The sequence below is a fragment of the Bifidobacterium sp. LH_743 genome, assembly GCF_056355775.1.
Genome location: NZ_JBKESZ010000011.1, coordinates 1 through 16,933 on the forward strand (window position 1 = coordinate 1; position 16,933 = coordinate 16,933).

Below are 16,933 nucleotides of genomic sequence, written 5' to 3' on the forward strand. Positions count from 1 at the left end.
CGCCAGATACGACTCGAGGGACGCACCCCGGAGGAGTTCCGGGGCATGTCCCTCGCGGTCTAGGGCTGTATCCTAATTAACAGCGTCCAACAATCGGGGCGCAGTTCAAAATGAGTCATGCCCCTCATTTATGCATAAGCTCATCAGTCGCTGAAATCGACCTCGCCAAGCTTTTCGATGAGCTTCATATTCTCGCCGTAATCGACCGGGCAGGCGATGATGTCCACGCCGCTGCCAGCGTGCAGCGCCTCGCACAGCGTCGGATACAACTCGTCCGCGGATTCGATCATATGGCCGCGCGCGCCGAAACTGCGCGCCAGCTCGCACACGTCGGGATTGTCGAAATCGACGTTCTCGTACGAGCCGTTGTGTATGTTCATCTTCCATTTGATCAGGCCATACGCCTTGTCGACCCAGACAAGCGCGACCATGCGTGCGCCGACGCGCACCGCGGTCTCGATCTCCTGCACGTTCATCAGGAAGCTGCCGTCGCCCATCGCGGCCAATACCGGTCGTCCGGGATTCTCCAGGGACGCGGCGACGGCGCCCGGCAGCGTCCACGCCATCGTCGACAGGGAATTGTCGATTACGCACGTGTTGGAATAGTACGTGGGGTACAGTCGCGCCATCCACATCTTCAGCGCTCCGGTGTCCACGAGCGTGATGTCGCCGTCGGCCATGGCCCTTCGGGTGTCGTAGACGATGCGCTGCGGTTTCATCGGGAAGGAGTCGTCTTCAGCGTACGAACGGAATTCGCCGTCGAGCAGCTCGTGGATCATCGGATGCGATTCGTCGAACCGGATGCCCTTCACGCGCAGCCGGTCGATCAGCGCTTCCAGCGTCTGGTCAATGTCGCCCATGATGTTGAGCGCGGTCGAATAATGCGCGTCGGTGTCCTCCACGAACGTGTTGATGTGGATAATCGTCTTGTCGTCGTTCGGGTTGATTTTCTTCGGGTCGAACTGCTGGATCGAGAAGCCGACGGCGATGATCAGGTCGGCCTCGTCGAACGCGAAGTTCTCATAATCGTGCTTCATGAAGCCGACCACGCCGAGCGCGTTGGGAATATGGTCCGAGATCACGCCCTTGCCTTCGAATGTGGTGGCGACCGGCACGTTGAGCTGCTCGGCCAATGCCAGCAGCCGGTTTTCGGCGTGCGCGCGGGCCACGCCGTTGCCTGCGAGGATGATTGGATGGCGTGCCCTGCCGATGATGTCGGCCGCACGGGCGATGGTGTCGTCGGTCGGGCGGATGTGCATGGTGTGGGGGAGCGGCAACGGTCCGATTCCGGCCGGCACGGGCATTTCCGCAACGTCTTCGGGGAGGATGAGGCAGGTCGCTCCGGGACGTTTGCGTTGCGCTATGGAGAAGGCTTTGCGCACGATTTCCGGCACGGCGCTGGGGATGGTTATCATGCTGGTCCATTGCGTGAGCGGGCGGAACACGGAGACCAGGTCCACGATCTGATGCGATTCCTTGTACAGGCGGGTCACGTTGCCTTGGGCGCAGATGGCCACCATGGGCGTGGTGCTTGCGTTGGCCTGCGCGACCGGCAGGGTGAGGTTCAGCGCGCCGGGGCCGAGCGTGGCGAGGCACACGCCCGGTTCGCCGGTCAGATGGCCTTGCGTGGATGCCATGAATCCGGCGCCCTGCTCATGCCGGGTCAGGACGAAGCGGATGCGTCCGTCGCGCTCCAAAGCTTCCATAAGGGGGATGTTTTCCTCGCCGGGAATGCCGTAGATGACGTGCACGCCTTCGTTGACGAGGCATTCGACGAACAGGTCGGCGACGTTGCGCTCATGCGTGGCGGAAACCGTTTCGACAGGTTTCTCGGTGGTTGTTTCGCTTGCTGTTTCGGTGCTGCTCATGGGGTCACATGCTAACGATTGATTTGTAACGTTTCCGATAACGTTTCGCACGGTTATGTAAACGACGGGACATGGTCCGAGTGCCGGAACGTCGATGGAAAGTGGTTCGAATCGGCTGAAAACCGCGGTTTTACGTATGTTTGTCGTGGCATCTCATATTTCCGATGCATGAAACGGGTTCGACACCTTTCGGCGGTAGGGTTGCCGCGTACATGGGGTATGGCGGATTTTTGCGCTGCTCCGCGACGCGGATACGGACCTGTTCGGCATGCAACGTGCGATACGTAGGCCAATACGGAAGAAGAAATATGATGGGCGAAAACGACAAGGCAGACGAGACAGTGGAACGGGCCATCGAATCGTCCGCCGACAAGGCTGCGGAAGCGGAGATCCGCGAGCTGACGGACTTTGAAAACGCCATCGACGAGACACTGGCCACCGGTTATCTGGATGACACCCTGACCGTCACCGATTCCGACGGGGTCGCCCAGGTGCTGCCGGTATTGGATTCCGAGCCGATTTCCCATCTTGTCGAAGGGTTGGAGGACATCGGCGGCAAGGCGAACGTGTACGTGCACACCGCGGATGGCGTGGTCGCGCTCAGCGTGGTGGAATACGATCCGGATGCCGTGGAATAGCCTTCGCCTGGTATCGGATGTTCACTGCGGTTGATGAGTGGAATGGCTGCATCGTATTTATTTATATTTAAATATATTTAGCCATTTAGCCATCGTTTCGAGAATCGGCATGTGTGTGACGGACGATGGTCGTATGAAACGTGCGGATATTGGCAAAAGCCGTCTCAGGCGGTGAACTGGCGGTGAATGCGCGGCTACGATATCGTGCCATGCATACGAAAAACGGGAACATCGCAAAAACCGTCGCTGTCGTCACCGCGACCGCCATATTGTGCTGCATCGTGCCGATGGTCGGTGTCGCACTGCGCGATTCGACGGTCGCGACCACGCGCGAGACCAACGTATTGCAGGCGCTTGCCGCATGGCCGGAATATCTGCACGACTGCTCGGCGGTGCTGGCGTACCTGTTCTCCACGGTCGGCTGCATTGCGTTGGTCGCGGTTTTGGCCGCGATCGACCTGCGCATCACCGGCAGCAGACGGACGGTTTTCCGTGACGTCGTCGTTTCGGCGGCGCCGATTGTGTATGTGACCGGCGTGAAATGGCTGGTGGAAAGGCCACGGCCGATCACCGCCCTCGGCAGCGGCCTGCTGCCGGGCGATCCCAGTTTTCCCAGCGGACACACGGCGGCCGCGGTGATCGTATCGGTCATGATGATCCTCACCGTGCGCAACCTGGCGCGCAAACGCTTTCCCGACGGCGAGACCAGCCAAAGGCGGGTGCTTCTCCGCAGGGCGGTGCTCGGTGCCGTCGCGCTCGTGTTCGCGGTCGCCTGCTCGCGTCTGCTGCTCGGCCTGCACTATCCGACCGACGTGATGGTCTCGGCCACCATCTGCCCGCTGATCTCCTACGCCGTATGGTGCGTCTGGCAGCTCAACGCACGCTGAAATGCGTGCCGAGCGTTCGTTGAATTTGGCGTAAAATGTAAGATGGAACCGGCGTAAAATGTAAGATGACGGTTCCTAATCGTTGAAAATAGGCGGAAACATGGCATTGCAACCACAGGGTTACATTCCAAGGCTCATTGAACCGCGAATCCTTATGCCCGGCAGCGGGATCCATCGTTCCTTATGGTATTAGTAGGCAACGGCGCGTATTCCTATACCACTCCCGAGGGCATCCATGTGGTGCCGCTGACCTTGCTCGGAGCGTGAGCGTCCGAAAAGGTAGGCAAACGGATACTGGTGTTTTCGTATGGCCGGGATATGTGCGCACTATTCGACACACCTGAATGTGTAGGGGGTGGATGGGCGGACAGGTTATGCTCCGATGGTGACAGGTTGTCCGGGGTTTCCTTGGGCAACCGGCTTTGATTCCGATTGGATGAACTGCAGTAAACCCTTGTCAATATTGGTATTTCAAGTTTAGTCATGCAATATATGCATAAAATGCATATTAATAGGTATTGCTTTTCAATTAGATAATCGATTTCCTTTTCCCGACAATGATGCCGTCAAGCGTTCCGCGTTGAGGCGGAGACGAATAGCAGAGAAACCGAGGAAGGAATCGTCATGCTTGAGATCAACATGGATGACGTCATCGCGGTAATCCAATCGATACGGCCGCAGCTGATCGCCATCGTCGTGGCATTGCTGCTGGGCATCATCGTGACCATCGCGGTCAATAAGAAAACGGTGGCCAACCAGGCCACACGCAAGCTTGTGCATTCGACCAGCTGGGTGGTTGTGGCAATCGCCGCGATCGTGTCGATCTCCCTGGCGCTCACCGGCCCGCTGAGCAGCATGCTGACCATGGCCACCGCCACCAAGCATGAGCTGACGCAGAAGACCATCGACAAAACCAACAAGCTTGCGGTGGACATCGAGCGCGAAGGCATCACGCTGCTGCAGAACAACGACGATACGTTGCCGATGCAGAGCGCCGGCAACATCAACGTGTTCGGCTGGGCCTCCACCAACCCGATCTACGGTGGCACCGGTTCCGGCGCGCTGTCCGACGCATACGACACCACGTCCCTGCTGGACGGTCTGCACGATGCCGGTTTCAAAACCAACGAGGAGCTCACCAAGTTCTACACCGACTACTCCACGTCACGCGGCGAAATCGGCGTGACCTCCGCTGACTGGACCTTGCCGGAACCCGCTGCGAACACTTACGGCGACAAGCTCATCGATGACGCCAAGGACTTCTCCGACACCGCGATGGTCGTGATTGGCCGCCTCGGCGGCGAAGGTCTCGACCTGCCCACCGACATGCAGGCCAAGGACGTCACCTACCATGACAATTCCAAGTCGTACAAGGATTTCCCGAAGGGAACCCACTATCTTGAGCTGAGCCAGTCCGAGAAGAACATGATCGACCTGGTGGCGAAGAACTTCAAGAAGATCGTGCTGGTCTACAACGGCGCCAACGCGTTCGAACTGAACTTCGTGAAGGACTATCCGCAAATCAAGTCCGTGCTGTGGGCACCGCATCCCGGCCAGGCCGGCTTCGAAGCGCTCGGCGAAGTGCTTACCGGCAAGACCGACCCGTCCGGCAAGACCTCCGACACCTTCCTCACCGATCTGACCAAGAACCCGACCTGGAACAACTTCGGCAATTTCGAATACGACAATGTCAAGGAATTCGAAGTGAACTCCGCCCGTGGCGTCCGCTTCCCGCATTTCGTGAACTATAACGAGGGCATTTATGTCGGCTACCGTTACTATGAGACGGCTTCGGATGAGGGTCTGATCGATTACGATTCGACCGTGCAGTATCCGTTCGGCTATGGCCTGTCCTACACGTCGTTCGACCAGAAGATGGGCGATGTGAAGTACGATGCGAAGTCCGGCAAGGTCAGCTTCGACGTGACCGTGACCAACACTGGCAGCAAGTCCGGCAAGGACGTGGTCGAGGTCTACTACAACCCGCCGTACACCAATGGCGGCATCGAGAAGGCCACGGCGAACCTGGTCGATTTCGAGAAGACCAAGGAGCTGAAGCCGGGCGAGTCCCAGACCGTGAAGGTCGAGTTCGATGACGACGACATGGCGTCCTACGACTATAAGAACGCGAAGGCGTACGTGCTGGAGAAGGGCGACTATGCGGTCTCCATCCGTTCCGACTCGCATCATGTGATCGATTCGAAGGATGTGACGGTGAAGGACACCATCACGTACGACTCCAAGAGCAACACCCACAACGGCGACAAGACCGTGGCCACGAACGTCTTCGACGACGCCAACGGCGGACTCAACTACCTGAGCCGCAAGGACCACTTCGCCAACGCGAAGGCCGCGCTCGCCGGCCCGACCGACTATTCCATGTCCGATAAGGACAAGTCCACGTTCTACAACACCGGCAATTACGATCCGACCAAGTTCGACAAAGCTTCCGACAAGATGCCGACCACCGGTGCCAAGAACGGCCTGCGTCTGGCGGACCTGCGCGGCGTCGACTACAACGATGCCAAGTGGAGCAAGCTGCTCGACGAGCTCACCTTCGACGACATGGACAACCTCATCGCCAATGCCGGCTACCAGAACGCGGCCATCAAATCGATCGGCAAAGTGCGTCTGTCCGACGTGGACGGTCCCGCCGCGCTGAAGGACAACTTCACCGGCGTCAGCTCCATCGGCCTGCCGTCGAACATCGTGCTCGCCTGCTCCTGGAACAAGGACCTGGCACGCGAATACGGCGAAACCATCGGCGAAATGGCTCACGAAATGCAGGTGTCCGGCTGGTATGCGCCGTCCGTGAACCTGCACCGGTCCCCGTTCGCCGGACGTAACTTCGAGTACTTCTCCGAAGATCCGGTCCTGACCGGCGACCTGTCCAGCCAGCAGGTGCTCGGCGCTGCGGAACACGGCGTGTACGCGTTCATCAAGCACTTCGCCTTGAACGAGCAGGAGACCCAGCGCAACGGCCAGCTGTGCACCTGGGCCAACGAGCAGTCCATCCGCGAACTGTACCTAAAGCCGTTCGAAACCGTGATCAAGGCCGACGGCGACGCGCAGGCCGTGATGGGATCGTTCAACTACATCGGCAACACGTACTCCAGCGCCCACACCGGGCTCAACCAGACCGTGCTGCGCGGCGAATGGGGATTCAAGGGCTTCGTGGAAACGGACTACTTCTCCGGCACCAACTACGCCTACCAGACCGCCGATCAAGCCATCCGCGGCGGCACCGACGCGATGCTCGCCACCACCGAAACCACCAACCATGTGACCGACCACAGCGCCACCTCGGTGAAGGCCATGCGCGAAGCCGCCCACCATATCCTGTACACCGCGGCGAACAGCTGGCGTTACGCGGATGGTGAGCCGGCCGATCCGATGCCGGTGTGGAAGGTCGCCATGATCGCGGCCGACGCGGTGCTGGGCGTGCTGCTGGCGGTCCTCGAAATCATCGCCATCAAGCGATTCATCGATCGGCGGAAGAAGGTGTTCGCCAAGTAACTGAATATGCGAAACCAATCGCAATATCTTTGATTCCATAATCAAACACTGCCCCGGACGGCGCTCGCAATAACAGCGGGCGCCGTCCTTTTTTTCTGCAGTTTGCCGACAGCGGTGTCTGTTTTCCGATGCGTTTCCCTGCCGTGTGCCGATTGTGTCCACAAAACGACAGGTTGTGTAACGCGGCGGCGATGGCGACGCAAAAGCTGGTTCAATCAAACTAGCGGCGAAATCCCACGTGCGTGGCGGCGCGATGCGGCGCGGTGCGACAGCGGGAAATCGCAGGAAAAACAGCGCAGGCCAGGCAGGGCAGGCTTGGTGAAGCGGGTTGCGAAAATCTAGTGCGAGGGAGAACCAATGGAACTTGAAGACCTTTCGATCGTTGAGAAGGCGGCGATGCTGTCCGGCGGATCCGAATGGGATTCGCGTGGCAACGATCGCGCCGACATCCCCAGCTTCGTCATGAGCGATGGCCCGCACGGCGTGCGTCGCCAGCTCGGCGAGGGCGACCATCTCGGCCTCGGCGCATCCAAGCCGGCCACCTGCTTCCCGACCGCGGGAACCGTGGCCAACTCCTGGGATCCGGCGCTCGCCGAGGAAATGGGCAAGGCGCTGGGCAAGGAAGCGCACGACCTCGACGTGAACGTGCTGCTCGGCCCGGGCATGAACATCAAGCGCAACCCGCTGTGCGGACGCAACTTCGAGTACTACTCGGAAGATCCGATCGTCGCCGGCCGCATGGCCGCCGGCCTGATCCGTGGCATCCAAAGCAACGGCATCTCCGCATGTCCGAAGCATTTCGCGGTCAACAGCCAGGAGCTGCGCCGCCAGGCCAGCAACTCCGTCGTGGACGAACGCACCATGCGCGAACTGTACCTGACCGGCTTCGAAATCGCCGTGCGCGAAGCCAAGCCGATGACCATCATGACCTCCTACAACGAGATCAACGGCGTCTACGCCCACGAAAACAAGCATCTGCTGCAGGAAATCCTGCGCGACGAATGGGGCTTCGACGGCATGGTCGTCTCCGATTGGGGCGGCTCCAACTCCGCCGTCGCGGCCGTCAAGGCGGGCGGCTCGCTGGAAATGCCGTCGCCGGGCTTCACCTCCGTGCGCGAGCTGGAAGGCGCCGTCAAGGCGGGAACGCTGTCCGAAGCGGACATCAACAAGCGCGCCGCCGAAGTCGCCAAAATCGCCGCCGCAACCAAACTCGTCGGCGTCGGACGCGATGACCTGCTCAAGGACGACATCGCGAAATCGCACCACAATATCGCCAGAACGGTCGCCGAACATTCCAGCGTGCTGCTGAAGAACGACGCCTCCACGCTGCCGCTCAAGCCGGGCACCCGTGTGGCCGTCATCGGCGACATGGCCGCGACCGCGCGTTACCAGGGCTCCGGCTCGTCCAAGGTGAACGCCACCAAGGAGGAGAACATCCTCGACGAGGTCAAGCACACCGAAGGCCTCGTGCTGGCTGGCTACGAGCAGGGCTACGACCGCCAGGGCCAGCCGGACCAGGTGCTGTTGAACGACGCCGTGGCGCTCGCCAAGAAGGACACCGTGGACGTGGTGCTGGCCGTTGTCGGCCTCGACGAGCGCAGCGAATCCGAGGGTCTCGACCGCTCCACCATGGCGATTCCGCAGGTGCAGAACGAGCTTGTCAAGGCATTGGCGAAGACCGGCAAGCCGGTGGTGATCGTGCTCGTCGCGGGCTCCCCGGTGGAATTGCCGTGGTTCGACGACGTTGCCGCCATGCTGTACGTGGGACTGTCCGGCCAGGCCGGCGCCTCCGCCACCGTGCGCGCGCTGACCGGCGAGGTCAACCCGTCCGGCCATCTGGCCGAAACCTGGCCGATGCGGTACGAGGATTGCCCGAGCTCCGGCTGGTATCCGGCCATCGGACGCGATGCGATCTACCGTGAAGGCCCGTTCGTCGGCTACCGCTACTACGAGACCGCCGGCGTGCCCGTGCGCTTCCCGTTCGGATACGGCCTGAGCTACTCCACGTTCACGTACAGCGCGATCACCGCCACCGCGACCGGCGTCGATTTCGTCGTCACCAACGATTCCGACGTCGCCGGCGCCACCGTGGCCCAGCTGTATGTGCGCGCGCCGCAGGGCGGTGTGCTGCACCCCGACCGCGAGCTGAAGGGCTTCGCCAAGATTGAGCTGGCCGCGCACGAAAGCAAGAGCGTGCATATCGATTTCGACCGTTACACCTTCCGTCACTTCGATGTCGCCGCCAATGCGTGGAAGACGGAAAGCGGCGAATGGACGCTGCTGGTCGGCGACAGCGCCGAGCATCTGCCGCTGGAGATCCCGCACACCGTCGCCGGCGATTGCGCGGCCGCCGACTGCGCCGCCGATCCGGCGCTCGGCCACTACCTGACCGGACGGGTCAAGGACGTGACCGATGCCGAAATGGCCGTGCTGTTCGGCCATGAAGTGATCGCCCCCGGCAAGCCGACGACGTTCGGCGTCAACGATCCGATCATGTCGTGGGTGGATTCCAAGGGATTCGCGGCGCGCACCGTCGCCAAGACGCTGACCAAGCGAGAAGCGAAGATCCTTGAGAAGACCGGCTCTCCGGATCTGAACACCCTGTTCATCCTCAACATGCCGCCTCGCGCCATGAGCAAGATGACCCAAGGCATGGTCGATTCGGCGATGGTCGATGCCATCGTGAAGATCGCCAATGGCCATACCTTCCGCGGATTGGGCGGCGTGATCGCCGGCTTCTTCCGCAACCAATCCGCAAACAAGCGCACCGCAAAGGAGCTGAACCATGACTGACAACAACGCTGCGAAGCCGGCTGGAACCGCCGGCGAGAAGAAGGTCGGGCCGATCCGCCAGTGGATCAAGGACCATCCGAACATCTGGGAGTTCATCCTGTTCAACGTGCTGTCGAACATCTCCACCATCACCCGCTTCGTGGTGACGTGGATCGGCACCGCCATCTTCATTTCCGGCATGGGCCTCACCCAGCCGTTCCACTTCCTGATCTTCAACTACGACACCAAGGGCAACGGTCTGGGCGGATTCCTCACCTTCCTGCTGGCCGAGGTGCTCGCGCAGGTGGTGAACTTCTTCGTGCAGATGAAGTGGGTGTTCAAGTCCGACTCCAGCTTCAAGGACGCCGCTTGGAAGTACGTGATCCTCGCCGTGATTATCGTGGTGGTGAACCTCGTGCTGCCGGGCTACGTGACCGGCCTGTGCCAGGGCTGGGGCATGAACGCTGGCATCGCCGGCACGATCGCCTCCATCGTCAACACTCTGCTCGCCGTGGTCGTCAGCTATCCGCTGCTCAAGTTCTGGGTCATGCCGAAGAACGGCGACAAGTCCGCTGACGGCAAGAAGAAGGAGGCCGCCAAGTAAGTCTTTTTTGAATCCTTCTCTTCCTTTCCAGCCCACCCGGGTTCCCTTTTCCCCGGGTGGGTTTTTTCATGCTTTCCTTCGCGTCTTTCCGTGCCTTTTGTGCTTTCCGTCTTCCTGTCTTCTCGGCGGCTGTGGCAGGCGGTGGAAGCTGCAAAATACGGCAACGAAATCGTCTGTTTTGTGCAAAAACCCCATTTTGAAATTGTCCGTTTTGTGCATCGCATGTCTGTAATGCTTGATTTTCCAGAGATTTGCCCATGCTCATCGATGAAGTGAGGCGCCGTACATTACGCCGATGGACGGATTTCTCACGCCGAAAGGTGCGGCGAACCGTCGATAGTGCGTCGGGGACGGAGGAAAATGCGTCGTGCATGCAAAAACAGGTTGCGACCTGTCGTCGATCGCCGCTGATCGTCGCAATTCGACGCAATTTGTGTCACGATCCCAAATTTCGGCTGTTTTTTCGAATCGTGACACATCTGGCATTCCTTCTTTACCCCCTAACCATATTTTTTGGTGCGATTTGTCCAGAAAAAGCCATTTCGGGGGTATCTGTCCGCTGAGATTTGTGTCACGATTCCAATTTTTGCCCGTTTTTTCGGATCGTGACACAAAATCGTTCACAACACGATACCGAAATCGCTTTTCGGGGGAGTGCGGAAGCGTTGCGGGGAAAGTTTGGAAACGTTCGAGAGTTTTTGGAAGTACTCCGGAAGCTTTTCGCAGCCAATTCGAATAGCGGATGTCATACGGCGGTTTGCAAAGAGGAGGGAATGCGAGTCTGCCGTTTTTTAGGATAGGGGAGAGGACATAGGGAGAGACGCACGGCCTAACCCACCAGTGCGCTGACGTCATGGACGTCGGCGAGGTGCTGTTTCATCGCTTGTTCTGCGGCCTGCGCGTCGCCGGAACTGACGGCCTCGAAAATGGCCTGATGCCCCATGTGCGAGATTCTGCGGCCGGTAGGGGTCTGATGGGACAGTTCCCTCACATGCTCGGTGCATTTGAACGTGAACTGCAGAATGGTGAGCAGCAGCTTGTTGCCGGTGGCGTGCGCGAGCAGCAGATGGAATTGGATGTCGAGTTTCATCGATTGCGCTTGGCTGAGGTTTTCGTCCGCTTCCTTGTTGAGGATGCCCTGCAATGCGGCGATATGGGTCGGAAGGGCCCGTTGCGCCGCGAAGGCCGCGATTCGAGGTTCGAGTGATTCGCGCAATTCCGTGGCGTTCTGTAGCTCGACGTCGGTCGATTCGAGCATGGCCGCCAGTTTTCGGGTGTTCGACATGGGGTCGAGCACGGTGCTGCCCCGTCCTTGGACCCGTTCGATGAGTTGTTTGGATTCCAGTTCGGACAGCGCCTCGCGTATGGAGGTCCGCGAGACCTTGAACCGTTCAGCCAGAACGCGTTCCGCAGGAAGACGTTCACTGGGCTTGAGCACGCCCGTCATGATGAGTTTTTCGAGATGGTCGGTGATCTGTCCGCTGATATTGCGATTGACGAATTCGATTGGTGGTATGACGGTCTCGTCATGGGATGGGTTCGTCGTGGAAGCCATGCTGATCCTCACTTTGCCGATGTTTTCGCCGTCGCCTTGCCTGCGATGCGGATTGGTCTAATGGTCATACCAATTCAGCATAAAACAACATGATTGGTCTGCTCGCCGTTTCCGTTCTGTAACAAGTGCGTGACCGCCTATTTCAGTGCTGGAAACTGAAGTATGAAGACCATACCATTGGTCTCATTGTTGGCTTCAACGCAAATTGGATGTACGGAAAAAGACGTCATGCAAAAAGACGTCATACCAAAAAGGCGGAGATCGATGAAGGATTCAAGGGCATTCGGACCGGTGCTGCAAAGGCTCACTCCGGAAGAGGCGCGGGACATGGGCGGCCGATACGTGCCCGCCAGCGTGCGGAACACGTTCTGGGGCGTGCTTCCGTCCCGGGCGGACGGCCCGATCGCATCCGTCTCATCCGGCCAGCGGATAACGATCGACACCATCAGCCATGAAGGACTCATGCCGGATCAGGGCTCCGACCCCGTCAGATATTTCGGTTCCAGGGGAATCGGCCGCGGCGAGCTTCTGGAGGACGCCATCGCGATTCCCGCATGCAAGTCCCGCGGCGAGCACGACGGCTCCCACGTCGTCACCGGGCCGATCGAAGTCAAGGGAGCCAAGCCCGGCGATGTGCTGATGGTGTCCATCGACAGGCTTGAGCGCCGCGCCCCATACGGCGTGATCTCCACGCGTCACGGCCGTGGCGTCATGGTTGATTCCGGGCTTGAGGGCGATTACGGCGCGCTGTGCAAGGTCATTTCCGTGGACGGCGCGGCTTTCGGACAGATCGTTCCCGACGGAACGCAGTTCCACGACCAGGCGTTGGACAAGACGGACTATCCGTCCTTTCCTTTGCGTCCGTTCCTGGGAATCATGGGCGTGACGCCCGATTCCGACGAACGGAAGTGCTCCATTCCACCCTATGCGTTCGGTGGGAATATCGACGTGAACGACATGACGGAAGGCAGCACGCTGTTCCTGCCGGTGCAGATCGATGGCGCCGGTTTCTACATCGGCGACCCCCATTACGCGCAGGGCGACGGGGAAGTGGCGTTGACCGCTTTGGAGGCTCCGCTTCGCGCGACGGTCACGTTGACCGTCATTCCCGGCAAGGTCGCCGACGGGCTTTTCGGCGTCCACGACAGGCCGTTCGCATACGCGGACGGAAAGCTGCTGGCGCTGGGTCTTCATGAGGATCTGAACGAGGCGTTGCGCCAAAGCGTGGCGTATTCCATAAGTCTGCTGTCATCGCTGTTCCACCTTCCGAAGAAGGCCATCTACCTGTATCTGTCCGCCGCGGCGGATTTCGATGTGTCACAGGCCGTCGATCTGGTCCGTGGCATCCATTCGCGGATACCGCTGTCCCATTTCGAAGGGCCGGCCGCCGACAATCTTATCGGCTATATCATGCAGGCCGTGGAACAAGCCGTGAAACAGGGCGATTGAAACAAGCCAGGCAACGCCGAAGCGATGCCGAAGTAATGCCGATTGGTGCCATCGGCGGACAAATCCGCCATCGGTGGAACGATGGTGATGCGACGAAACGAACGACAAGACGAACCGAAGACGAGGTGGACACAGCGTGAAGGAAGCAAGGAAAGCGACGCAATCGCAGCTGAAGATCGGCAGAATACCGGCGCTGATCGCGGCGGTGGCCGTCGTTGGCATCGCGATCGGAGCAGCCGCGGGCCTGCTTACGCTCATGCTGTACCAGATCGAACGTTTCGCGCTCGGCTATATCGAGAACGCGCATGAATCCGGCCCGTTCAACGTGCCCGCCATCCGCCGCGTGGTTTCCGTGACGCTCGGTGCCACCATCGCCGCCGTGATCTGGTGGCTGCTGCGCACCCGCACCACCAAAGTGCCATCCGTCAAAAAGGCCGTGGGCGGCGCGCTGATGCCAGTCTGGCAGACCATCGTGCACGTGCTGCTGCAGATCTTCATCGTCGGCACTGGCATGTCAATCGGCCGCGAGGTGGCTCCTCGCGAGCTCGGCGCGATGTTCGGCCAGCGTTTCGCCCGTTGGGTGCGTCTCGACGCGAAGGATACGCGCATGCTGGTGGCCATCACCGCCGCGGCCGGCCTTGCGGGCGTCTACAACGCGCCGCTTGCGGGCACGTTCTTCGCGGTGGAGATTCTGCTCGCCGACGTGACGCTGGAAACGGTCACGCTCGCGTTCGCCTGCTCCGCGCTCGCCTCCTGGGTGGCAAGTCTGGTCAAAGGCACGCACACGTTCTATCTGATCGGCAAGGCGGACGGCCTGTTCACGCCGGATTACATGCTGTTCGCTCTCATCGCCGGTCTGGTTCTCGGCGCGGCCGGCGCGCTATTCCGTCGCGGTTCCCAGTGGGCGGAGAAGAGCAAGCCGTCCGGAACTGGCATTCTGTGGATGATGCCGCTTGCCGGCCTGCTGACGGGCGTTGTGGCGATCGTCGTGCCGCAGGTGATGGGCAACGGCCGCGCCACCGCGCAGCTGAGTTTCTCATCGAAGGCCGATTTGGCCGTCATTCCGGTGTTGCTGCTGTCTTTCGTGGCCAAGGCGATCGTCACATTGCTGACGATTCGTTCCGGCGCTTCCGGCGGTGTGCTGCAGCCGGGCATTGCGTTGGGTGCTTCCGGCGGCGCGGTATTGGGTGTTCTGTGGATGCAGATGTTCCATACGAATTCGATCGGCATGTACGCTCTGCTGGGCGCGTGCGCGCTGCTCGCCGCCTCGCAGCAGGCGCCGTTGATGGCAATCTGCCTGGTGATGGAGCTGGCCGACGCCCCAATCAACCTGTTCGTGCCGATCGGCCTCGCGGTGGCCGTCAGCTCCTTCACCGCCTCCCGTCTGGCCAAGCCGCTCGCCGGCTTCCATCTGCCGATTCCGCAATCCGCGCAACCGGAGAAATAGCCAGCGTCCAACCGCCCGTCCGTCACATGGCCATCAGGCCGGTTTGGCGGGGGATGAGCACGGTCAGCACGAACCAGTGGTCGTCGGTGCGGATCGTCACCTCGCCGCCGTATTGCTGCGCGATGTGCCGTATCGATTTCACGCCGAAGCCATGCCGATGCTGGTCGTCGCGCTTCGTGGTACGCAGGTTGCCGTCGGCGTCTTTCTTCAGCCGGGAATCGAAATAATTCTCGACACGAATCACAATAAAACGATTTTGTTCGAACAAGGCCAGTTTTATAAGGCGTTGTTCCCGATTCGGCAATTTTGATGTCGCTTCAATCGCATTGTCGAGCGCGTTGCCGAACAGCGACGCGATGTCCATCGACGACATGTTGGCCAGCAGCGAGCCGTCGGCCACGGCGGTGAACGTGATGCCATGGTCGTTGCAGGCACGCTCCTTTGTGGTGAGGATGACGTCGAGCACGGGATTGCCGGTGTGCTGCTGCGCGCTGTAACGCTGCACCGACTTCTCCAACTGTTCGAAGCCCGCCGCCGCATGCTCGGGATCGACCTCGGCGCGCAACGCCGCGATCTGATGCTTCAGATCATGCGCGAGCCGGCCAAGCGATTCGATGTTCTCCTTCGACTGCAGGTACTCCTGATGCTGGCTTTCCAGCTGCGCGTTGATGGAAGCGAGTTCGGTGCTCGCCTCAAGACGGCGCATCTGCTCCTGCTGCGCGAACAGAATCGCGAATCCGCAGAAATCCACCAAAGTGCGGATGTAGAAGACCTCCTGGCCCACCGTTCCGGAGAACGGCGTGTTCGTGGAGATGAAGCTCAGATTGCTCATGGCGAAGGTGACGATTGTGATGGCCACCGTCGCCGTCGCTGCGGAAGCCGTCGGCAACGTGGGGGAGGTCTGGCTGAAATTGCCGCGTTCCACCAGCCAGGACAGCCCGAAACACAGCGCGTAGGTGACGATGAGCAGCAGGACGGCGCGCCAATCGTAATCGGAGAAGCGGCCGTTGCGCATGCCGATGAACGTGACGATCTGCCAATGCAGCGACGCCACCAATTCGGCCAGCACGAACGCGCGGGCCGTGATGTACAGCCCTTCGCGTTTGCCGGTTCCGGCGCCGAACAGGATCATCAGGTACATGCAGCTGAAGGCGAGCATCATGCCGACGATCCAAAACCAGATCGGCATGACGCCGTCGAAATACTGCACGGCGATCAACACGACCAAGCCGATCACGCCCACGATGGCTGAACGGCGGAACGGCACGCGGCGGAACAGCACCGCCATATACACCACGCACGCCAGCCATTCGCAGATGGCGGTATACGAGCGGGGAATGTCGGGCAGCGCGTTGGTGATCGGCGTCATCGACGGCACCGACACCACCATGACGCGCGTCGCGAAATCGGAAATCGCGCCGATCATCCCATACCACCCCCCATGTAGTCCGTCAACGCCGTCAGAAACGCCTTCTTGCGTGGACGGCTCACGCGCAGACGCTCGTCGTTCGACATGATGCAATCCTGATCGGCCATGCCCGTCACATGCCTGAGATTGACCAGATAGCAGGAATTCGAGCGGAAGAAGTGATAGTCGGCAAGCTTGGCCTCCATATCCTTCAACGTGCCGTTGATGGACAGCTTGCCGTCAAGCGTGTGGATGACGATGGTGTGGCGGATCGATTCGAGGTAGAGGATGTCCGCAAGATTCAGGCGCATCTGCCCCTTGCCGGTGTCGATGAGCATGGAATCGTCGACGTTGCTGCGCACCATGCCGATCGATTTCTTCATTTCCTGGGAAAACGCGAACCATGGCAGCGGCTTGAGCAGGTACGACAGCGCGCGCACCTCATATCCGCTGATGGCGTATTGCGGCGCGGCGGTGATGAAGATGATCACCACCTTGTCGTCGCGCTCGCGGATGCGGCGGGCGGCTTCCATGCCGTCCATTTCCTTCATTTCGATGTCGAGCAGCAGAATGTCGTAGACGGGGCTGTATTTTTCCACGATTCGGGCGCCGTCGTCGAATACGGATACGGTGAACTGCTCGTCGTTCTCCTTCTGGTAGCGGTTGAGATAGTCAAGTACCAGCTGGCAGCTTGCCGGGTCGTCCTCGACGACTCCGATCCGTATGTTGCGCATCAATCGACCTCCCTGTCCTGCCGTCGCGTCGCTGTGCGTTTCCCGTGCGTCCGTC

Annotated in this window: 11 protein-coding genes; 7 read left to right on the forward strand and 4 right to left on the reverse strand. The window is 60.1% G+C overall.

Going from position 1 to position 16,933, the window contains the following annotated elements:
- Positions 1–143 precede the first annotated feature (143 nt).
- Entirely contained in the window at positions 144–1,868 is a 1,725-nt protein-coding gene (locus AC1ATL_RS09785) for an acetolactate synthase large subunit (RefSeq protein ID WP_476570073.1), read from the reverse strand.
- A gap of 308 nt (positions 1,869–2,176) precedes the next feature.
- Here AC1ATL_RS09785 and AC1ATL_RS09790 point away from each other — a divergent pair, with 308 nt between their 5' ends.
- The 5 genes from AC1ATL_RS09790 to AC1ATL_RS09810 all read left to right on the forward strand — a co-directional run bounded on the left by AC1ATL_RS09790 (position 2,177) and on the right by AC1ATL_RS09810 (position 10,285).
- Entirely contained in the window at positions 2,177–2,506 is a 330-nt protein-coding gene (locus tag AC1ATL_RS09790; RefSeq protein WP_476570074.1) for a hypothetical protein, read from the forward strand.
- Between the two features lie 209 nt (positions 2,507–2,715).
- Positions 2,716–3,393 (forward strand): phosphatase PAP2 family protein, encoded by a 678-nt coding sequence (locus AC1ATL_RS09795; RefSeq protein ID WP_476570075.1) that lies wholly within the window; start codon positions 2,716–2,718, stop codon positions 3,391–3,393.
- A gap of 624 nt (positions 3,394–4,017) precedes the next feature.
- Entirely contained in the window at positions 4,018–6,909 is a 2,892-nt protein-coding gene (locus AC1ATL_RS09800) for a glycoside hydrolase family 3 N-terminal domain-containing protein (protein WP_476570076.1), read from the forward strand.
- A 357-nt stretch (positions 6,910–7,266) separates the two neighbouring features.
- Positions 7,267–9,702 carry a beta-glucosidase GluB gene (gene gluB, locus AC1ATL_RS09805; RefSeq protein ID WP_476570077.1) on the forward strand — a complete coding sequence of 812 codons (2,436 nt, stop codon included), beginning with the start codon at positions 7,267–7,269 and terminating at the stop codon, positions 9,700–9,702.
- Positions 9,695–10,285: a GtrA family protein gene (locus AC1ATL_RS09810; RefSeq protein WP_476570078.1), complete on the forward strand. Its 591-nt coding sequence runs from the start codon at positions 9,695–9,697 to the stop codon at positions 10,283–10,285. Before gluB ends, AC1ATL_RS09810 begins: the two co-directional genes overlap by 8 nt.
- An 829-nt stretch (positions 10,286–11,114) precedes the next feature.
- On the opposite strand, the gene AC1ATL_RS09815 is transcribed toward AC1ATL_RS09810, so the two are convergent.
- Positions 11,115–11,840: a FadR/GntR family transcriptional regulator gene (locus AC1ATL_RS09815; RefSeq protein ID WP_476570079.1), complete on the reverse strand. Its 726-nt coding sequence runs from the start codon at positions 11,838–11,840 to the stop codon at positions 11,115–11,117.
- Between the two features lie 264 nt (positions 11,841–12,104).
- On the opposite strand from AC1ATL_RS09815, the gene AC1ATL_RS09820 reads away from it, so the two are divergent.
- A complete protein-coding gene (locus AC1ATL_RS09820) occupies positions 12,105–13,289 on the forward strand; it encodes an acetamidase/formamidase family protein (RefSeq protein WP_476570080.1) in 1,185 nt (394 codons plus the stop codon).
- A 136-nt stretch (positions 13,290–13,425) separates the two neighbouring features.
- Positions 13,426–14,736, forward strand: coding sequence for a chloride channel protein (locus AC1ATL_RS09825; RefSeq protein ID WP_476570081.1), 1,311 nt, complete (start codon positions 13,426–13,428; stop codon positions 14,734–14,736).
- Positions 14,737–14,758: 22 nt separating this feature from the next.
- Here the strand turns inward: AC1ATL_RS09825 and AC1ATL_RS09830 are convergent, their stop codons facing one another.
- Both AC1ATL_RS09830 and AC1ATL_RS09835 read right to left on the reverse strand, forming a co-directional pair.
- Positions 14,759–16,105, reverse strand: a complete 1,347-nt coding sequence (locus AC1ATL_RS09830) for a GHKL domain-containing protein (RefSeq protein WP_476570109.1) — start codon at positions 16,103–16,105, stop codon at positions 14,759–14,761.
- A gap of 53 nt (positions 16,106–16,158) precedes the next feature.
- Positions 16,159–16,878 (reverse strand): LytR/AlgR family response regulator transcription factor, encoded by a 720-nt coding sequence (locus AC1ATL_RS09835; protein ID WP_476570082.1) that lies wholly within the window; start codon positions 16,876–16,878, stop codon positions 16,159–16,161.
- Between the last annotated feature and the right edge of the window lie 55 nt (positions 16,879–16,933).